Consider the following 18,832-nt stretch of genomic DNA (forward strand, 5'->3'; position numbering starts at 1 on the left):
AAAGATGTTATTGTTCATCCTCCTCATCCACTTTAAGGAAGGCTAGAAATGCCTCTTGAGGAATGGATACTCTTCCTATCTGCTTCATCTTCTTTTTTCCTTCCTTCTGCTTCTCAAGTAATTTCCTCTTTCGGGAAATATCTCCTCCGTAGCACTTGGCCAACACGTCTTTACGAAGGGCTTTTACGTTTTGACGAACAATGACTCTCCTGCCTATGGACGCCTGGATGGGGATCTCAAAAAGTTGACGTGGAATGAGCTCCTTAAGCTTTCGAACCACTGCCTGCCCTCGATGATAGGCTGCATCCTTATGACATATAAAAGAGAAGGCATCTGCCGCTTCGTTGTTGATCAACACATCTACCCTCACCAAGTCAGCTGCTTTAAAACCACGATATTCATAATCCAGCGAGGCGAACCCACGAGTCTGAGATTTGAGCTTGTCATGAAAATCAAGAATAAATTCAGCCAGAGGCAGATCGTACACTAACCGTACCCGCTCTGGAGAGAGATAGTCCATAGAGATAAAGGTACCTCGCTTATCTTGGCAGAGCTGCATAACTTTCCCAACATATTCTGAAGGAAGAAAGCTCGTTAAGCGAATGATAGGCTCTCTCACCTCTTCTATCTCAGAAACATCCGGGAAATCCGAGGGACGATGGGCTTCTATTGGCTCTCCTTTTTGGGGCGTAATCTCATAGACAACGTTGGGAGCTGTAGCGACGAGTTCCACTCCAAATTCTCTGCGCAGCCGTTCCTTGGCTACATCCATATGCAAAAGGCCCAGGAATCCGCACCGAAACCCGAACCCCAATGCGACAGAGGTTTCTGGATCGAAGGTAATTGAAGAATCGTTGAGGGTTAATTTTTCCAGCGCATCTCGAAGCTGAGGATAATCGTCTCGCTCTACCGGATAGAAACCGCAAAAAACAACAGGTTTAACTTTTTTATACCCTGGGAGAGCCATTGCACATGGATTATTCCCATCTGTAATTGTATCTCCTACATGGGCTTCTGCTACTGTTTTTATATTAGCAACTACGTAACCTACCTCTCCAGCAGAAAGACTCTCTACAGGCTCAAGAAGTGGTTTGAATACCCCAACTTCCTCTATTTGATACATAGACCCCGTAGCCATAAACTTCACCATCTGCCCGGCTTCCAGCGTACCGTTCATCACTCGAACGTAACAAATGACCCCACGATAGTTATCGTAAACAGAGTCGAAAATCAGGGCTTGAAGAACCCCATCTACATCCCCAGTGGGAGCTGGAACTAATGCTACTATCCGTTCAAGAATATCCTGAATGCCAATTCCTTCTTTCGCACTGGCCAGGATAGCATCTTCAGCATCAATGCCCACTACCTCTTCTATTTCGCCTTTCACTGTTTCTGGATGAGCCGATGGAAGATCTATCTTGTTTATTACAGGAATGATCTCGAGATTATGATCTACAGCCATGTAGGCATTAGCTACCGTCTGTGCTTCCACACCTTGAGAGGCATCTACAACCAAAAGAGCTCCCTCACAGGAAGCAATTGAACGAGAAACTTCATATGTAAAGTCTACATGTCCGGGAGTATCAATGAGATTTAAAACATACTCCTGGCCATCTAACGCGCGATAGTTCATACGTACCGGGACCAGTTTTATAGTAATGCCGCGTTCTCGCTCCAGATCAAGGGAGTCGAGAAGCTGCGACCGCATTTTACGCCCTTCGACTGTTCCCGTATATTCAAGGAGCCTATCGGCCAATGTAGACTTACCATGATCGATGTGGGCGATAATACAAAAGTTTCGAATTTTTGAAAGATCCATATTAGGAAAATTCCCTCCGCTTCTTCTTTTTCGAAGACTCAAGATTCTCTATAAAAAAACTCAATCCAACGGGCCATCTATTGAAAAAAGATCACTTACAGCTCAGGATAATTGATCTCAGGCATGTCACACCTCGAAAAAACATCCCTCATCAATATAGATTTATCCAGTAACCAATCCACCCAATGGACCCAACCTAAGAAGTACGTCAGCTATAACTACAGCTTCATACTGAGAAATTATACCTGAAAAGGCGAAACACACATATTCATATCGTTTTGACGAAAATACAACTACTGCGGGTTGAAAACCCGAACCAAGGCGAACAATACTCCTTGTCAATAAGGTGGCACATACATAGAGGCAAAACTTTGCTATCCCCATACGAACGCCAGCCCTACCCTCAAAAATGAGCGCAGTGGATAGCATATATCCCTCCATCTCTTTTAACATAGTATCATTCCCTTCTTCATTCCGGGGGAAATTTTATATTGACATTTAAACAAACTATCACGATAATGTAAGCATAACAATTTTGCCGGAGGTGCTTTCTATGGAAAAAAGAGAGCTATTATATGAAGGTAAAGCAAAAAAAATGTTTACCACATCCGATTCTGACACGCTTATAATCGAGTATAAGAATGATCTCACAGCTTTTAACGCTCAAAAAAGGGGCTCTATTGAAGGGAAAGGGTCTCTCAATAATTCCATCAGTGCCGCTCTCTTTGAATATATGAATAAAAATGGCATTCCCAACCATTTTATAAAAAAAATAGACGATGTGCATCAGCTCGTAAAAAAAGTACGAATCCTTCCCGTGGAAGTTGTCGTCCGAAATATAACAACTGGAACACTCTGTAAAAGACTCGGTGTACCTGAAAATGTAAAGCTCCCCCGTCCTCTAGTGGAGTTTTATTATAAAAGCGATCAGCTTGGCGACCCCCTCATCACAGAAGATCATGCTGAACTTTTTGGATGGGCCTCTAAGGAACAAATTACATTCATGAAAGAGACCAGCATCAAAGTAAACGCTCTCATGAGCGCTTATTTTGATGCCATAGGCATTATTCTTGTAGATTTTAAGCTTGAGTTTGGAGTGGATTCCAATGGCATTTTGTTCCTCGCTGATGAAATGTCTCCAGATACCTGCCGATTCTGGGACAAAACAACCATGCAGAAACTAGACAAAGATAGATTCCGCAAAGATCTTGGCGATGTTCTTGGGGCATATCAGGAAATATGGCGACGAATTTCTGAAAAGGAGGGGCACTAATGATATTTCATGTAAAAATTCTAATTTATCTAAAAGATGGAGTGTTGGACAGTCAGGGTAAAGCCGTAGCTGGCTCCCTGGCTTCTATGGGGTATAAAAATCTGAGGGATGTTCGCATAGGACGTTATATTCAACTTTCCATCAATGCTCAGAGTGTAGAAGAGGCCCGAAAGCAAGCAGAATCCATGTGCGACGATCTTTTAGTCAACTCACTCATTGAAGATTTTTCAATTACAGTGGAGGAATAGTCGTGAAAGCAAGTGTGGTTATTTTCCCTGGAAGCAACTGTGATCATGACGTCATTTATGCCTTGGAGCACGTGATTAAAGCCCATGTTCAAAAAGTGTGGCATAGAGAAAAAAATCTTCCGGAAAAAACGGATCTCGTTGTATTACCTGGTGGTTTTTCTTACGGAGACTATTTACGAACTGGTGCTATGGCAGCTCGTTCCCCTATTATGGGGTCAATAAAAGAATTTGCAGAAGATGGAGGGCTCGTACTCGGAATTTGTAACGGGTTCCAAATTCTGACAGAAGCGGGGCTTCTCCCCGGGACCTTACTCGCAAATAAAAACTTGAGATTTATTTGCAAACCATGTTATCTCAAAGTAGAACGTACAGATCTCCCCTTTACCAACCTTTATAAGCAAGCACAGGTGGTCCAATTTCCCATAGCTCATCATGAAGGCCTTTATTATCTTCCCAGCAAAGAGTTAGAAGAGCTTGAAAAAAATAATCAAGTTGTTTTTCGTTACGTTTCTCCTGAGGGGAAATGCGGGGAAGAATACAATCCGAACGGCTCTCTTCATGACATTGCGGGTATTACAAACTTAAAAGGAAATGTTCTTGGTTTAATGCCCCACCCGGAACGGGCCAGCGAAGAAATACTTGGTGGTACAGATGGAATTCTTACATGGCAATCTATCGAAGCCTGGATTGCAAAGGAAGGTGTCTGATATGGATTATCGCGCAGCTGGTCTTAGACGAGAAGAATACGAAGAACTCAAGAAGGTTCTTGGCCGTGAGCCCAATGAAACAGAATTGAGAATTATGGGGGTCATGTGGTCAGAACATTGCAGCTATAAATCTACAAAACATCTGCTTCGCAATTTCCCTATAAAAGGAGAGTTTGTAGTACTAGGACCTGGCGAGAATGCCGGGGTCGTAAATATTGGCGAGGGATGGGGCGTTGCATTTAAAGCAGAAAGTCATAATCACCCATCTGCCGTTGCTCCCTACCAAGGAGCAGCTACTGGCGTCGGCGGAATTATTCGCGATATTCTGGCTCTTGGAGCAAGACCGGTAGCTTCTATGGACGGGCTCTTCTTTGGTGCTCCCGACAATCCCAGAACGCGGACTTTAGCCAATGGAATTGTGGAAGGGATCGGGGGGTATGGAAATGCAGTAGGAGTTCCAACTGTAGGCGGGAAGACCCTTTATGATTCCTGTTACACTGACAACCCCCTCGTCAATGCATTTAACCTCGGACTTGTACGCCTAGACAGCCTCGTAAGCTCTCAAACAGCCAAACCTGGTCTTCGGGTTCTCATCCTCGGCTCTAAAACGGGACGAGATGGTATAGCGGGCGCAGCTTTCGCCTCTGCAGAACTATCTGACGATACGAAATCTAGTCGTCCATCCATCCAAATAGGTGACCCTTTCGCCGAGAAGCTGCTGATCGAAGCTTGTCTTGAGCTTCGAGACAAAGGACTTATTGTAAGCATGCAGGATATGGGAGCTGCTGGCATCACGTCTTCATCAAGCGAAATCGCTGCAAAAAGCGGTGTCGGAATGATTCTACACTTTGATAAAGTTCTCCTTCGAGAAGAAGGTATGACTCCGTGGGAAATAGCCCTTTCAGAGTCTCAGGAACGGATGCTCCTCATCGTTGAACCTAAGGATAAGGAAGAAGTAGAAGTTATTGCTAAGAAGTGGGAACTCGACTGCACTGATATTGGAGAAACGGTACTGGGAGATCAATATACGATTATGTGGGGCTCAGAGATCGTTGCAGAAATGCCAGCCTCTCTTATAGGAGAGCGTTGCCCTTCAATATCCTGGCCTTCCCGACGCCCTGAAAATCTGGAGAATAGATGGGAGTTCCATATAGAAGAGCTTCCCCTGCCGAATAACTTCAATACAGCCATCCTTGATCTTTTAGGCACTCCATCTTTAGGGGATAAAAAATGGATCTATCAACAATATGATCAGATGGTTCAAACCAACACAGTCCAAGGGCCAGGAGCCCCAGTGAGCGTAATACGAGTAAAAGGGACGGAACGTCTTGTAGCCATGGCTATGGATTCAGATCCGTGGAAATGCTATCTCGACCCCTATCGCGGGGGTGCTGAGAGTGTGGCCAAAACAATCCGAGCCTTGACAGTGGCAGGAGCCTTGCCTCTAGGACTTACAGATTGCCTCAATTTCCCGTCCCCCGAAGTACCTGAACAGTACTGGGAGCTCGAACAAGTTATAAAAGGGATGGCAGACTGCTGTCGGGAGTTGGAATGTCCTGTAGTGTCTGGAAATGTAAGCCTTTACAATGAGAGTTCTTCTCAGCGGATTTATCCGACGCCAGTAATAGGGACAGTAGGAGTCATAGATTCTTATTCCTCATATCTTCCAAGCGGACAATGGCAGGAAGGGGACATACTCTTCCTTGTAGGTGCAATGAACCCTCCTCTTTCAGGGAGCCAATATGTACTTCAAACCACTGGTAAAGTATCTGGACGTCCTCTTCCATTTGTACCAGAAGCTGAAAAAGATTTTTGCGACAGAGCTTTACAAACAGCTAGAGAGGGACTTGCGCGAAGTGGACGAGCCATTGCCGGTGGAGGTCTGGCTATAGCCTTGGCCAAAGAGGCGATTGAATCAGGGATAGGAGCAACCATTGCCTGTTCATACCCAACACGAGGCGATGTGTTTTTGTTTGGGGAAGGATCACCACGAGCTATTTATGCCGTGCCCTCATCAAAAGTAGACCAGTTCCTTTCCACGTGGAAAGGGTTCCCCCTAATGGAACTAGGGGCTGTGGGAGGGAAAGACTTGACATGCAAAAATCTTTTCCATATCTCTGTTTCTGCTCTTCGCCAAAGGTGGGAGGGGAAATAAATGTGCGGTGTCTTTGGGGCTTTTTCTCATAATGGGCACTCCGTTCTAGAAGACGTCTATCTCGGCCTCTATGCCTTGCAACATCGGGGGCAGGAATCGGCTGGCATTACATGGATCAACAGTGATAATACCATGCATTCCCAACGTGGGAACGGTCTCGTACACCTTGCGCTCGATCAAAGCGAATTGGCAAAGATCAATACGAACTGCGCTATTGGCCACGTTCGTTACTCTACTGCAGGAGGCTCGGACATTAATAATGCCCAGCCTCTTACTGCCAGTAATTCGAAGGGATCTGTGGCAGTAGCCCATAATGGGAATATCACCAATGCTGAAGCCCTAAAACAGTATCTTGAGAATAGAGGGGCTATTTTCCATTCTCAAACTGACACAGAGGTCTTGCTGCATCTTATGGCCCATCAACCTCATAAACCCTTTATCGACGCTCTCATAGATTCGTTGCGACGACTGAGAGGGGCTTATTCTCTCGCCATCATCCTTAACGGCACACTCGTAGCGGCAAGAGACCCTTGGGGGTTCCGACCTCTCGTTCTCGGTCAGCGAGAGGATATTACGTACATCTCGTCAGAGACCTGCGCCCTTGATCTGGTGGGAGCTCAAGTTATTCGAGAAGTTTCTCCCGGTGAAGTAGTGGTTATAGACAAAGAAGGACTTCACTCTATAAAAATACCAGTCCAGGTAAAACGGCACTATCAGTGTTCTTTTGAGTATGTTTATTTTGCCAGGCCTGATAGCGTTTTAGCAGGGAAATCTGTTTATGCTGTACGAAAAGCTCTGGGGCACTGTCTTGCCCATCGCGCACCGTGTCCAGGTGCTCATATGGTTACGGGAATGCCAGACAGTGGAACTATAGCCTCTATGGGCTTTGCGGAAGGCAGCGGCCTCCCCTACGAAAAAGCCATTGTCAGAAATCGTTATGTAGGACGAACATTCATTGATCCTACCCAACGAGTTCGCGAATTAGGGGTCAGGATAAAACTAAATCCCATTACGGAACTTACTAAGGACCGAAAAATAGTCGTTATCGACGATTCTATTGTTCGAGGTACTACCAGTCAGAGAATTATAGCGATGATCAGATCTTGTGGCGCCCAAGAGATTCACGTGCGAATATCGTCGCCTCCTGTATGCTTCCCTTGTTACTACGGAATCGATACACCAAGCCGAGTCGAGCTGGCTGCGGCTCGAATGGATATAAAGGAATTGCAAAAGAAAATCGGAGCCGATTCATTGCAATATATTACTGAAGAAGATCTTATAACCGCCATTGGGCTTCCTAAGAGCGAACTATGTACCGCCTGCTTTACTGGGGAATATATGGAAGGAGAAGAGCCGGATGATTTGGAGTTATAAAGAAGCTGGAGTAGATATTAATAGCGGGAATGCATGGGTAAAGACAATTGGACGCATTGTCAATTCCCAACCTCGAGACCCTAACGTTGTGGGGGGAATTGGGGGATTCAGCGGACTCTACCGCATTACAGAAGACCTCCTCTTAGCTGGATGCTGTGACGGGGTGGGGACGAAGCTTGAAGTAGCCAAGGCTGCTTCCGACTACAAGGGACTTGGACAAGACCTCGTAGCCATGAACGTAAACGACCTCATTACATGCGGCGCTCGCCCTCTATTTTTCCTCGACTATATTGCCTGTGGCTATCTTGATCAACACGTACTGGAACCTATTGTTCAGGGTGTGGCCGAAGCATGCACAGAAAGCGGCTGTGCACTCCTTGGAGGAGAAACAGCAGAAATGCCAGGCGTCTATCCAAAAACAGGCTTCGATGTAGCTGGCTTTGCCGTGGGCATGGTCTCTTCTCGATCAGTTATAAATGGAAGTCATATTACCAAAGGAGATATACTTGTGGGGCTACCGAGCTCCGGAGTTCACAGCAACGGTTTTTCCCTTGTACGAAAAGCGTTGCTAGAGGGGCCAAAAGCTCTGCCTCTCCACGAAGTCCTTCCAGAACTCGAAGAATCTTTGGCAAAAAACCTACTACGCCCAACTCGCCTCTATCCTCGTATTGTCATGAAAGCACTCGAAAACCATGAGATACGGGGAATGGCTCACATTACAGGCGGTGGGTTAGAAGAGAATATCCAGAGGGCTCTTCCTTCAGGACTGACTTTACGCCTAGATTTTTCTGCATGGGAAAGGCCGGCTATTTTTAACCTTATAGCCAATGCCGGCGTAGAAGAGAAAGAAATGCGGCATGTATTCAACCTCGGCATCGGTTTTTGTTTTATTGTTTCACCTCAAGATAAAGATTCTCTTGTCACCTTTCTCAAAAAAGAAGGGGAATCTCCCATTGTATTTGGAGAGGTAGTCTCGGCATGACGGCATCAGTTGCCATTTTAATTTCCGGCAAAGGGACAAATATGAAAGCCCTGTTAGACCGGAAGGAGTCAGGAGACCTCTCCTGTGAAATCCCCTTCATTGCCAGCGATACATCAAAAGCGGAAGGGCTGCTCCTGGCACAAGCCATGGGAATAAAGACAGAAATTCTTCCTTACAAAGAGAAGGGGAAGGAAGAAGCTGAAAGGGTGCTTGACGAAATGTGTCGTTCTCATCATGTCCAATGGATTGTTCTGGCAGGTTTTATGAGAATTCTCTCTCCATGGTTTGTAAACAGATGGGAAGGAAAGATACTTAATATCCACCCTGCTCTTCTCCCCTCTTTCCCTGGGAACAGAGCTATTTGGGATGCATGGGAATACGGCGTTAAAGTAACAGGGATAACAATTCATCTTGTAGATCGAGGCATGGATTCCGGCATTATTCTTGCCCAGAAAGCCATAGTCATCAAAGAGGAGGACACGCTAGACAGCCTCACAACGAAGATTCATGAGACTGAACATGATCTTTATTGGAAGACCCTCAAAAAGGCAATAGAAGGTCGATATTCTTTTGACGGGAGGAGAGCCATTAATGACAGCTACTAAAAGAGCCCTCATTTCGGTTTTTGATAAAAAGGGCATTGTGGATTTTGCAAAAAATCTTATAGAGCGGGGATGGCAAATAGTATCAAGTTCTGGTACAGCCACAAAGCTCCGGGAAGCAGGAGTTGAGGTTCTGGAGGTTTCAGACCTCACTGGTTTCCCCCATATTCTTGGAGGGCGAGTTAAGACTCTACATCCCCTCATTTCCGGAGGCATTCTTGCACGCCGCCAGCTTCAAGAAGACATAAAAGATGTTGAACAATACAACATCCCCCTTATTTCCATGGTCGTTTGCAACCTGTATCCCTTCGAAGAAGTCGCTAAAAAAAGGGCCCATATAGATGAACTTTTAGAGAACATAGACATAGGCGGAGTAACTCTTATTCGAGCCGGGGCTAAAAATTATCCTCACGTTATTATACTCACAGACCCGGAAGACTACTCTCGTGTGCTGGAAGAACTGGACGCTGAAAGTGACGTAACTCTTCCTACCCGGCAAAATCTGGCATTGAAGGCTTTTGCTCACACTGCTGCCTATGATGGTGCTATTTTCGATGGTCTCTCCCAAGAACTGGGAGCTACCACAGAATTTCGCAAAGAACTATCCATACCCTTAAAAGAAGTACAGACCTTACGTTACGGGGAAAATCCCCATCAAGAAGCGGCTCTTTATCTTCCCCGCCTGGAAGAGCTGCCATGGGAACAGCTTGCAGGAAAGCCTCTCTCGTATAACAACATTCTCGATCTTGATTGTGCCATGAGAGGAGCCGCCCTTCTTCAGGACGCTCCTGGAGCCTTAGTTATCAAACACACCACCCCCTGTGGCATGGCTTACGGGAAAACATCGAAAGAAGCCTACGAAAAAGCCTTCCGCTGCGACCCTCTTTCGGCATTTGGCGGTGTTGTAGGATTTTCACGCCCTCTTGATATGAATACGGCGCGCTCTATCGCTCAACACTTTACGGAAGTAATTCTTACTCCAGATATTTCTCAAGAGGCCCTCGCTTTCTTAAAACAAGAGAAACCTTCTCTTCGCATCTTGAAATGGCAAGGAGGCCGTGTGTTCCCCTGGCAAGTAACCAGCACTTGGAGTGGATTCCTTGTACAAAAAGACATGCTTCCACCTATTCCGAATCCTGATAAAGGCACATGGATTGGACCGAAACGCGAAGACCTTTGGGATGATCTCCTTCTCGCCTGGAAAGTAGCATATCTGTCAAAAAGCAACGCAGTGGCTATAGTAAAAGACGGCGAAGCCGTAGGAATAGGCATGGGATTCTGTAGTCGCGTTTTTGCAGTAGACTTCGCGACCCATCAGGCCCAAGAGAGAGCTAAAGAAGCTGTAATGGCCAGTGACGCATTCTTTCCCTTCCCTGACGGAGTAGAATCTGCAGCAAAGGCTGGAATAACGGCCATTATACAGCCTGGCGGATCTGTTCGAGACGATGAGGTTTTCGCGAAAGCCCAAGAACTTGGAATCTCCATGTTCATTAGTGGCTGGCGAACATTTCGTCATTAAAGGAGGGAATAGCCCATGAAAGTCCTTGTTATAGGCGGAGGTGGGCGAGAACATGCTCTGGTATGGGCCCTCTCAAAATCTAAACTCGTAGAGGAAATTCATGTGGCTCCAGGCAACGCTGGTATGCGAGGAGTTGCATTTCTTCACTCTGTCCATAGTGAGGGAACAGAAGAAATTCTCGATCTCGCTACACAAATAGACCCTGACCTTATCATTATTGGTCCAGAGGCCCCCCTTGTAAAAGGAGCCGCCGATTCTCTGCGAAACAATGGATTTACAGTGTTTGGACCCGGGAAAACCGGAGCAGCCCTGGAGGGAAGCAAGGCTTTTGCTAAACAGTTTATGAGCCGATGGAACATTCCCACCGCTCCTTTTCGCTTGTGTACAACTTTGGAAGAAGGGATGGAGGCCCTGAAAAAGCGTCACGCACCGTACGTTATAAAAGCCGACGGCCTCGCTGCAGGAAAAGGAGCTTTTGTAGTCGGCAATTTAGAAGACGCTCAAAGCATAATTTCAGATCTCCTCGTAAAAAAGACATTAGGTGCTGCTGGAGAAAAGATAATAGTGGAAGACTATATGCCTGGCCTTGAGCTCACTGTCCTTTGTGTCAGTGATGGGAAAGAGTATCGCATCTTGCCTCCAAGCCAGGATCATAAAAGGGTCTATGATAATGACAAGGGGCCCAATACTGGAGGAATGGGGGCATATTGTCCTGTTCCCTGGGCTGGATCCTCCCTAATGGAACGAATTGAGAAGGAGGTTATTTCTCCAACATTTGAAGGACTCAAGAAGGAAGGGATACCATATTGTGGCGTCCTTTATTTTGGGCTCATGATCGACTCTCACTATAAGCCCCGCGTCGTAGAATATAATGTGCGTTTCGGAGACCCTGAAGCCCAGGTTATTCTCCCGGTCCTTAACGTAGACTTCGCTCAATTAGCTGTGGCTGCCAGTACAGGCGCACTTTCTACTCTTCCCCCTATAGTAGCAAATGGATGGGCCGTAGACGTAGTTATATCGTCTGAAGGATACCCTGGCCCTTACAAAAAAGGGCTTCCCATCTCAGGGCTTCATGAAGCAGCCGCGTTAAGGAATGTCCTTCTTTTCCATAGCGGTACATCTTTAAATCAAGGAGGAGAAACAGTTACGAATGGCGGAAGAGTTTTGAATATAGTAGGACTTGGCCTTTCATTAGAGGATGCTTTGGCACGATCTTATGAGGGAGTAAAATATATCCACTTTGAAGGTGCACACTATCGGCGGGATATTGCCGCAAAAGCCCGAATATAAGGAGGAAGAGAAAAGCTTATGGACACAAACAAACAGACACCAGTTGTAGGTCTGGTCTTAGGTTCTAAATCAGACTTGCCTGCCGCGCATAAAGCAGCAGAGATATTAGAACAATTTCACGTTCCCTTTGAAATAACCATAGCTTCAGCTCATAGAACCCCTGAAGATGCGGCGCTATATGGGCAAAACGCCGAAAAACGAGGATTGTGCGTTATTATAGCCTTGGCAGGCCTATCTGCAGCCCTCCCGGGAGTCTTGGCTGCTCACACATTACTTCCCGTTATCGGCGTTCCTATTTCTGCGGGATCCTTAGGCGGCTTGGATGCCCTTCTTTCTATTGCACAAATGCCTCCTGGCGTTCCTGTAGCTGCCGGAGGCATAGACAGCGCAAAAAACGCAGCTCTTCTCGCATTGAGAATTCTTGCCATCAATAATAAAGAGCTTCGTGAAAATCTGGCTCAATACACTGCCTCAGAAGCCGAAAAAGTACGCAATGCTCGACAAACAATAGTCGACCTGCCAGTAGCCCCTTCAGAAGCTTTCCAAGAACAATAATGCAAACAATATAGGACAGTTTCGAGAAAATATCTTTACGTTCCGGAGCTGTCCTGTCTTTTATTGCATCTATACAAAAGCACAGGCATCTCAAATCTTAAAATTTACTCTTTTTGGTAACCCACCATGGAGCCATATTTGTATCTTGATGTCCAAGGCCAAATATCTCCCACAACGCTGAAAAAGCACCATGAATTCGATTGGCAAAGGCAAAAATAGGAACCAGAGGAAGCCAAAATACCAGTAACAGGTCCTGCCTCGGCCTTTCTGAGAGTAGGAGGACAAAAACGAGGAAGAGAATCACCATTGCCGCGAGGTAAAACAAATACACTAAAGCCATAGTTCCAGCTACAACGCCCAAGGGATAAGCTATAAAGAGATACGCAGTATAAATGACAACGACCACGGGCATCACCACTTGAAACAAGAGTCCTGTCCAGAGCAAGGCTATAAAATTTTTCCACCCCACTAATCGTGGTGAAAAGGTTCGCCAATGCTTTCGGAAGTACATAAACGACAGATCTCCATCCCAACGAAGCCTCTGTTTGAAAAAGTCCCTAAATGTATCTGGGACATGGGTAAAACCCATGGCTTCAGGATCAAAAACAATGCGAAAACAATGATATCGACCCAAATAATTCTTCACTCGCAGTGTAATATCCAGATCCTCAGCAGTTCCGGCATCCCACCCGCCAATCAGCTCTAAAACGGAACGGCGAAAAACTCCAAAAGCCCCCGAGATATTGTTGACCAGCCCAAAAGCGCTAAGTCCTGTTTTGGCAGCCTGAATAGAGAAAAAATATTCTATCGCTTGAAGTCTGGTAACTAAGCTGGCCCTCACATTTCGTACCCGAAGACACCCAGCTACACATCCGACCGTGGGATTCTCAAAATGTCTGGTGGCACGTTCTACCATGTCATTGTCGAAAGATGTGTCGCCATCCAAAGCCATGATTATTTCACCATCAGCAAAGTTCATTCCCGTATTGAGAGCCGACACTCTGCCGCCTCTTTGCCACTTTGGTACCACCTTTAAAACTCGGTTGGGAAGCCGATCCACTTCGTCTTTCATAGACAAAGCCGCACTGTAAGTCTCTTTATTAGCCGCAGCACCGTCTATAATAGGCACAATCTGGATCCGACCAGGATATAACTGTCTGGACAGAGAACGAATAGTCTGTTGCACCGCCTCTCCTTCACTGTAACACGTTATTAGACAGGAGACAGAAGGATAGTAACTGCTTCTCCAAGGAACTTCGTTCATCCGAAGTAAACCGTAACGAAGTACTCCCATCAAAATTAGCAGATAGACAGGCATTTCCAGAAAAAGGACAAAAGGAATGAATCTGAGAATTATTTCCCACGTCTCAGAGACCAAAGGAGCTTCTAAAACCAGAGCAATAATTTGGAAAAACGGCTCAGGTATTAGCATCAGGACTCAAGTTCCCCTAAAATTCTGGCAAGTAAAGATGAAGCGCTCTCCCCCTCTCTCATATTCTGAGATGAAGAGAATGCTACCAGTTGGAATTGGGGCTTAGGTGACGTTTCTGCTAAATTGACTAACTCTAATATCCGGCCACCCACTACAGATGCCCCTGCTTCATCTGTCATAGGCAAAAGAAGCAATAATATACCAGTAGCTGTCCTGGTCGTAACATCAGTATTTCGAATAAGCTGCCTAAGCCGCTCCGCTAATGCGTCCACAATTTGAGAAGCTCTATGACGGCCTAGTTTTTCGGAAACCTGAATTAAATTTACAAACCGAACACCTACCACAGAGAAAGTTTGATCCGGGTAGCGACGGTTCAACAAAATCATCCAATCTAAAAGTTGGTTAAAATACGCGGGAATAACGTAGTTCAGCCGATCTAGAAGAGCATATACATCATCAATGGACCCAACCCTAGCTGCAGCTCGCCCTTTCTCTGATATTCGGTAACCATGAATTGTATTTACGAGAAGTTCCTCTGGATCTGACCTCGTTTGGCAACTGAGGCAATCCACAACAACATGGGCCTCTATGAATTTATGTCCGCAATCGTTGCACAAAAAACTCTCTAAAGGATGATCGTAATCCGAACCTAAATGACGAAGGTGAGTACCACAGAAAGGACAACGATAACCATTCTCCTGGAGAAAATCATCTACCGGCCCCACCCTGCCACAAGTAAAACAGTGAATAAACTCTTTGGGAACAATATCGATACTCCCACAATTGGGGCAAACGTCGATATAATTGAGATGAGTACATTGGCACTTGGGGCACGAGCGTATGCGGTCAATCAAAGGTCCTTGTGACAACAAACCTCTATCCCTCAAATTTCGAAGCCATTGCCTCGTCTCGCTCTCACCACCCAAGAACTCGGCAATGGGATACCTATATGCGTCGCAGGTAAAAGGCTGTAGCAAGGGATTCAGTCCCTCTTGTCGAAGAGCCAAATAGGCCAAAAGACGAAAATCTCTGCTCAGCTCCAAGCTTCCCCGGTCCACTTCATTCAATTTCCCCCACATATCTGCCGTCTTTTCCCAAGCTTGATCTAAAGACTTTATAGCCCCATCGGTAAAGAGCGCAGAATCGGAATCCAGAGATGGAGAGCAAAACACAGGCAAATAACAGGTTTCTGGGATCTTTCTGATCTCCTTGACCGCCATTAAAACAGTCTCTTTAGAAAAGTCCCCATCTAGAATAACTCCATGAACAGATCGTATTTTAGCAACCAGATCTTCCAGCGTATCTACATCTATAACCCCATCTTGAGGCGCAAAAGAAATATTGCCGCAGTTGACAAACCGAAGAAGCCGGATCTCTTCCATAGATATGACACCTTCCTCACTGGTAAAAGCAACTACCACGGCCATCTCCCTCCCCAATGAACAGTTACAGGAAGCCCCTCCACCAAAAAGGCCTCCGGAATGGGAGAACGTGTACTGAGGGTAACCCGTACTGTCTGACGAATCTCTGTCAGAGGTTTTGAAAGAGACGATGGCGCAGGCTCGGCTAGAGTAGGTCTCCCCACAGGGAAAGCCTCCACCATCGTTCCTTCAGGGAAACGTATTCGGACTTTCTTACCCTTCTCTACGAATCCGAGATCTTTAGGGTTCAGGAAGGTAACTATAGATGCAGTTTGAGGGTCAGCCACTACCGCTAAAGGAGCCCCCTGAGCCAAGGCTTGGTTCACAACAGCAAAAACAGCCAAGACAACTCCTGACACGGGAGACGCTAAAGCTACCCCACCCATAATATCTGCCATAGCAGCAAGTTCTCCATCAATTTGCGCCAATCTAACCTGTTGAGATTTATACTCTCCAGAGGGAGCCAATGCTAAATTCAGATCTATTTTTGCCTTAATCACATCAGATTCAGCTCGAAGTACCCTCTTCTGAGCCTCGTTGAGGTCAGCCTTTGTAGCTGCTCCAGCATTAACAAGTTCCTGAATCTTAGATCGATAAGCTTTTTCTTCTTTCAAAACTCTCTCCGCTAAAACCAAAGCATCCCTGAAGGGTTCAGTAGAAATGTGACGGCTCGCATAATCCATCAAGACTTTTCTTTCTGCTGTCAGAGGGGCTCTTTTCATCTCCAGCGTAGGATCCGCTACTTTAGCCATCACGTCTCCCAATGCTATATGCTGGCCTTCTCGAAGATGAACCTCCATTAAAACTCCAGATGTTGGGCTGTTAATCGGGGTTTTCTCCATAAAGATCACCCCAGGAGATGTAGCCCAAAACACCCCTACACTTACCTTGGCTATAAAAAACAGCAAGGGGCTAGAGACCAGCAACACAACAAAATACCATCGCCACCGCGGAAAAGTTCTTCTAGCTGGAGCATAAGGAATTCGTACCCCTTTTTCCTGAAAGGGATCTCGACTCTTCCCAGAAGTAAACCGCACTTTCATCGGACCATCTCCTCATAATCTTTCCAAGCCTGAACAACCACACCCCGGTAGTTCTCTTCTTGGAACACTCCGTTGTAATAGGCAATTCGACTCCATAGAATATCCCGTCCTAAGGTGGCATAGCTTTCGCGGGGAGATAAAATAGACTCCACACTTTGTGCTAAAAGTAATGGAAGATCCGGGTATTTTTTAAGAAGGGCTCCAAATCGATCTGTCACCATATCCACGTTGGTGGAATAAAACATCACTGCTACGTCCTCCATAGACAACGCCACTAACCCTCGCCCCATAATTTCTCCTAACTCCCCCTCCAAATAACGAGGATGGACAGAAAGAGATAGAGGAAGATCTGTATTATCTCGAACAACCTTCAACGTTTGGAGCAATTCCAGAGCAAGCTCAGACCTCTTAGACGCAGCACCAGGAAGAGAATCTGGCTCTAAATCTACGTGAACCCCCTTAAAAGGGAAGGGGGCAAAGAAACGGATTAGTTGAACAAGCTCCATTCGATGCTCTGGCAAAATCCAGGTAGGATCGCCAAGCAAAAGATCAACTTGAATTCCCATGTACGTTGCCTGTTCTAAAAAGGCCATGAGAGATAACCGGGAATTATTCGTGCTAAAAGAGCGGATCTCCTGTCCATCAAAAGAGAGCAATATTCGACAGAATCCCGCTTGTTGAAGTTTTTTCAGTTCTCTATGCCTCGTCTCGCTCTTGAGGAAGGGAGCCGCATTCCACACATAAACTGAAGTATTCTTCCTTGATGGTGTCAGAATTGTAGATGTCTGAACATCTTGCTCTGGAGAGGAAATCATTGCGACTGGCGAATTCGGCAAACTCGCAAGAGGCTTATCAAGGCCTAGCATAGATAAAGGACATCCTCTCTGGACCTCTCCTTCAGGGAAAAAACGAACCAGCTCAGAAGCAGCCTGAAGAACCAGTATTTGGGCATCCACTAATTCCAGAGCAGCACGGAGATGGGCATAGCGACTCTCTTCAAGTTTCTCAAAAGCATCTCCACCAATACGATCATAGCGGAGGTGATGCACTCTTACGGCCTCTGTGGAAGCTTGCACTTTTGCTATTCCGGCCTGAACAGATCGAGAACCGTACTCCAGCAAAGATAAGGCGTCTTCCAACTCCCCTTCAAGGCGAAGGCGTTCCTTCAGCTCTTCGGCTCTATGTCGCTCTAAATCTGCTTGAGCAGCTAATCTAGCCTCATCCTTTTTTGCCCTTAAAGAAGCGAAGGGTTCTTCTACTGTAAGTCGGATGGAAACTCCTGCCCCGGAAGTCCCAGGGAAATCTCGACCAGCGGTAGCACCAAATTCTACAGTTCCATCCCGATCAATTTTTTTTGTGATCTCGAGAATGCGACCATAAATATCCAAAACTCTATTGTTGTATCTCACATTAGTGAGATGGGCCACTCCTAAAGGGCGCCTCTTCTTATAATCCCACCCCGGGAGAGTTGGGAATGGAACTTCTTCGGTCACCTGCCAAGACTGCCCTGTAGCCAATCGAATAACCTGAAGGGCCTGTGTTTCCATCCGAGAGGAAGCGGCCACGTCTCGAAGAGCTACATCATAGACAGACAAAAACTCCAGTCGATCCGCCTCTAAAAGAAACCCTTCTCTTACCCTCTTCGACAAGAGGGCCTCTGTCGCTTCTCGACTCTTCAAGAAATCAGATAAGAGACGGCGTTTCTGCCCCTCCCCCCACAAGACCATATAAGCCTTTCTAAGAGAAATCAGATTCATCTCTCTGGTTCGCTCTGCCAAAATTCGTCCCTCTAAAGTTCGAAGCTCACTTTGAAGGATCTCTATTTTCTCTTTGGTCCATGTACCTAAAATGGGGAAGGAAACGCCTGCTCGAGCAGTAACTTTATTATAGGAAATTCGTTCTTCGGCGGTTTCAGACTCTGGTTCATCGCTATAACCATAAGATATTCCAGCAAAAAACTTAGGGCCACTTCTCTGACGTACAAGGTGTTCTATATGTTCATCCCGCGCCAAAGCCGCCATAGAAGACAGAACTTCTGGCCCTTGTTCGACCATGTTTTCCAACTCTGCCAGAGAAGGGAGGGAAAGACTTTGGCTTCCATATAAAGTAGAAGTCGCTATCGATAAAAGAGCCCACGCCAAACAGGCTATTCTGAGCAAAAACATACTGATAGAACCTCCATGTAAAAATCGGAACTTGCAAGTTGATACTGACACTGCAGAGGCAGAGTCACTTATATAAAAATTGAGAACGTACCCATGCGCTCAAAATTGTAACATATTTCATATAAAGCTAAAACGGCGGAACATGGTAGATAGGAAATCATATGTTAATGTTCAAACTTAAGGGTATTCATATCCCTGAAACGAACTCTATGGTGAACAAAAAACGACCTCTCAATGGATGCTTCGT

16 protein-coding genes are annotated in these 18,832 nt (G+C 46.0%); 10 read left to right on the forward strand and 6 right to left on the reverse strand.

Annotated features, from left to right (window positions below):
- Nucleotides 1-7: 7 nt before the first annotated feature.
- Nucleotides 8-1,819: a translation elongation factor 4 gene (gene lepA / locus B4J50_RS01765; RefSeq protein ID WP_024822104.1), complete on the reverse strand. Its 1,812-nt coding sequence runs from the start codon at nt 1,817-1,819 to the stop codon at nt 8-10.
- Nucleotides 1,820-1,981: 162 nt separating this feature from the next.
- The gene (locus B4J50_RS01770) at nt 1,982-2,272 is read right to left on the reverse strand and encodes a hypothetical protein (RefSeq protein WP_286847660.1); all 291 of its coding nucleotides are present in this window, start codon (nt 2,270-2,272) and stop codon (nt 1,982-1,984) included.
- Between the two features lie 100 nt (nt 2,273-2,372).
- Between B4J50_RS01770 and purC the strand changes: the two genes are divergently transcribed.
- Genes purC through purE form a run of 10 tightly spaced genes read left to right on the forward strand, consistent with a single transcriptional unit; the run spans nt 2,373 to nt 12,524 of the window.
- Nucleotides 2,373-3,092, forward strand: coding sequence for a phosphoribosylaminoimidazolesuccinocarboxamide synthase (purC, locus tag B4J50_RS01775; protein WP_024822102.1), 720 nt, complete (start codon nt 2,373-2,375; stop codon nt 3,090-3,092).
- Entirely contained in the window at nt 3,092-3,340 is a 249-nt protein-coding gene (gene purS / locus B4J50_RS01780) for a phosphoribosylformylglycinamidine synthase subunit PurS (protein ID WP_024822101.1), read from the forward strand. The genes purC and purS overlap by 1 nt, the downstream gene beginning before the upstream one ends.
- A gap of 2 nt (nt 3,341-3,342) precedes the next feature.
- Nucleotides 3,343-4,047, forward strand: coding sequence for a phosphoribosylformylglycinamidine synthase subunit PurQ (gene purQ, locus B4J50_RS01785; protein WP_024822100.1), 705 nt, complete (start codon nt 3,343-3,345; stop codon nt 4,045-4,047).
- A gap of 1 nt (nt 4,048) precedes the next feature.
- A complete protein-coding gene (purL, locus tag B4J50_RS01790) occupies nt 4,049-6,202 on the forward strand; it encodes a phosphoribosylformylglycinamidine synthase subunit PurL (protein ID WP_024822099.1) in 2,154 nt (717 codons plus the stop codon).
- Entirely contained in the window at nt 6,203-7,576 is a 1,374-nt protein-coding gene (purF, locus tag B4J50_RS01795) for an amidophosphoribosyltransferase (protein ID WP_024822098.1), read from the forward strand.
- Nucleotides 7,560-8,558, forward strand: coding sequence for a phosphoribosylformylglycinamidine cyclo-ligase (gene purM / locus B4J50_RS01800; RefSeq protein ID WP_024822097.1), 999 nt, complete (start codon nt 7,560-7,562; stop codon nt 8,556-8,558). The genes purF and purM overlap by 17 nt, the downstream gene beginning before the upstream one ends.
- A complete protein-coding gene (purN, locus tag B4J50_RS01805) occupies nt 8,555-9,163 on the forward strand; it encodes a phosphoribosylglycinamide formyltransferase (protein ID WP_286847661.1) in 609 nt (202 codons plus the stop codon). Before purM ends, purN begins: the two co-directional genes overlap by 4 nt.
- Entirely contained in the window at nt 9,150-10,679 is a 1,530-nt protein-coding gene (purH, locus tag B4J50_RS01810) for a bifunctional phosphoribosylaminoimidazolecarboxamide formyltransferase/IMP cyclohydrolase (RefSeq protein ID WP_024822095.1), read from the forward strand. Before purN ends, purH begins: the two co-directional genes overlap by 14 nt.
- Nucleotides 10,680-10,694: 15 nt before the next feature.
- Nucleotides 10,695-11,969, forward strand: coding sequence for a phosphoribosylamine--glycine ligase (gene purD, locus B4J50_RS01815; protein WP_286847662.1), 1,275 nt, complete (start codon nt 10,695-10,697; stop codon nt 11,967-11,969).
- An 18-nt stretch (nt 11,970-11,987) separates the two neighbouring features.
- Nucleotides 11,988-12,524 carry a 5-(carboxyamino)imidazole ribonucleotide mutase gene (gene purE, locus B4J50_RS01820; protein ID WP_024822093.1) on the forward strand — a complete coding sequence of 179 codons (537 nt, stop codon included), beginning with the start codon at nt 11,988-11,990 and terminating at the stop codon, nt 12,522-12,524.
- Between the two features lie 97 nt (nt 12,525-12,621).
- Here the strand turns inward: purE and B4J50_RS01825 are convergent, their stop codons facing one another.
- The 4 genes from B4J50_RS01825 to B4J50_RS01840 are packed head-to-tail and all read right to left on the reverse strand — an operon-like array spanning nt 12,622 to nt 18,585.
- Entirely contained in the window at nt 12,622-13,956 is a 1,335-nt protein-coding gene (locus B4J50_RS01825; RefSeq protein WP_286847663.1) for a glycosyltransferase family 2 protein, read from the reverse strand.
- Nucleotides 13,956-15,377 (reverse strand): diguanylate cyclase domain-containing protein, encoded by a 1,422-nt coding sequence (locus B4J50_RS01830; protein ID WP_286953889.1) that lies wholly within the window; start codon nt 15,375-15,377, stop codon nt 13,956-13,958. Before B4J50_RS01830 ends, B4J50_RS01825 begins: the two co-directional genes overlap by 1 nt.
- On the reverse strand, nt 15,371-16,420 hold the full coding sequence (locus B4J50_RS01835) for an HlyD family secretion protein (RefSeq protein ID WP_286847665.1): 1,050 nt from the start codon (nt 16,418-16,420) through the stop codon (nt 15,371-15,373). Before B4J50_RS01835 ends, B4J50_RS01830 begins: the two co-directional genes overlap by 7 nt.
- A complete protein-coding gene (locus B4J50_RS01840) occupies nt 16,417-18,585 on the reverse strand; it encodes a hypothetical protein (RefSeq protein ID WP_286847666.1) in 2,169 nt (722 codons plus the stop codon). The genes B4J50_RS01835 and B4J50_RS01840 overlap by 4 nt, the downstream gene beginning before the upstream one ends.
- Nucleotides 18,586-18,832: the final 247 nt, after the last annotated feature.

It is taken from the genome of Aminobacterium sp. UBA4908 (assembly GCF_002398115.1).
Lineage (GTDB): Bacteria > Synergistota > Synergistia > Synergistales > Aminobacteriaceae > Aminobacterium > Aminobacterium mobile.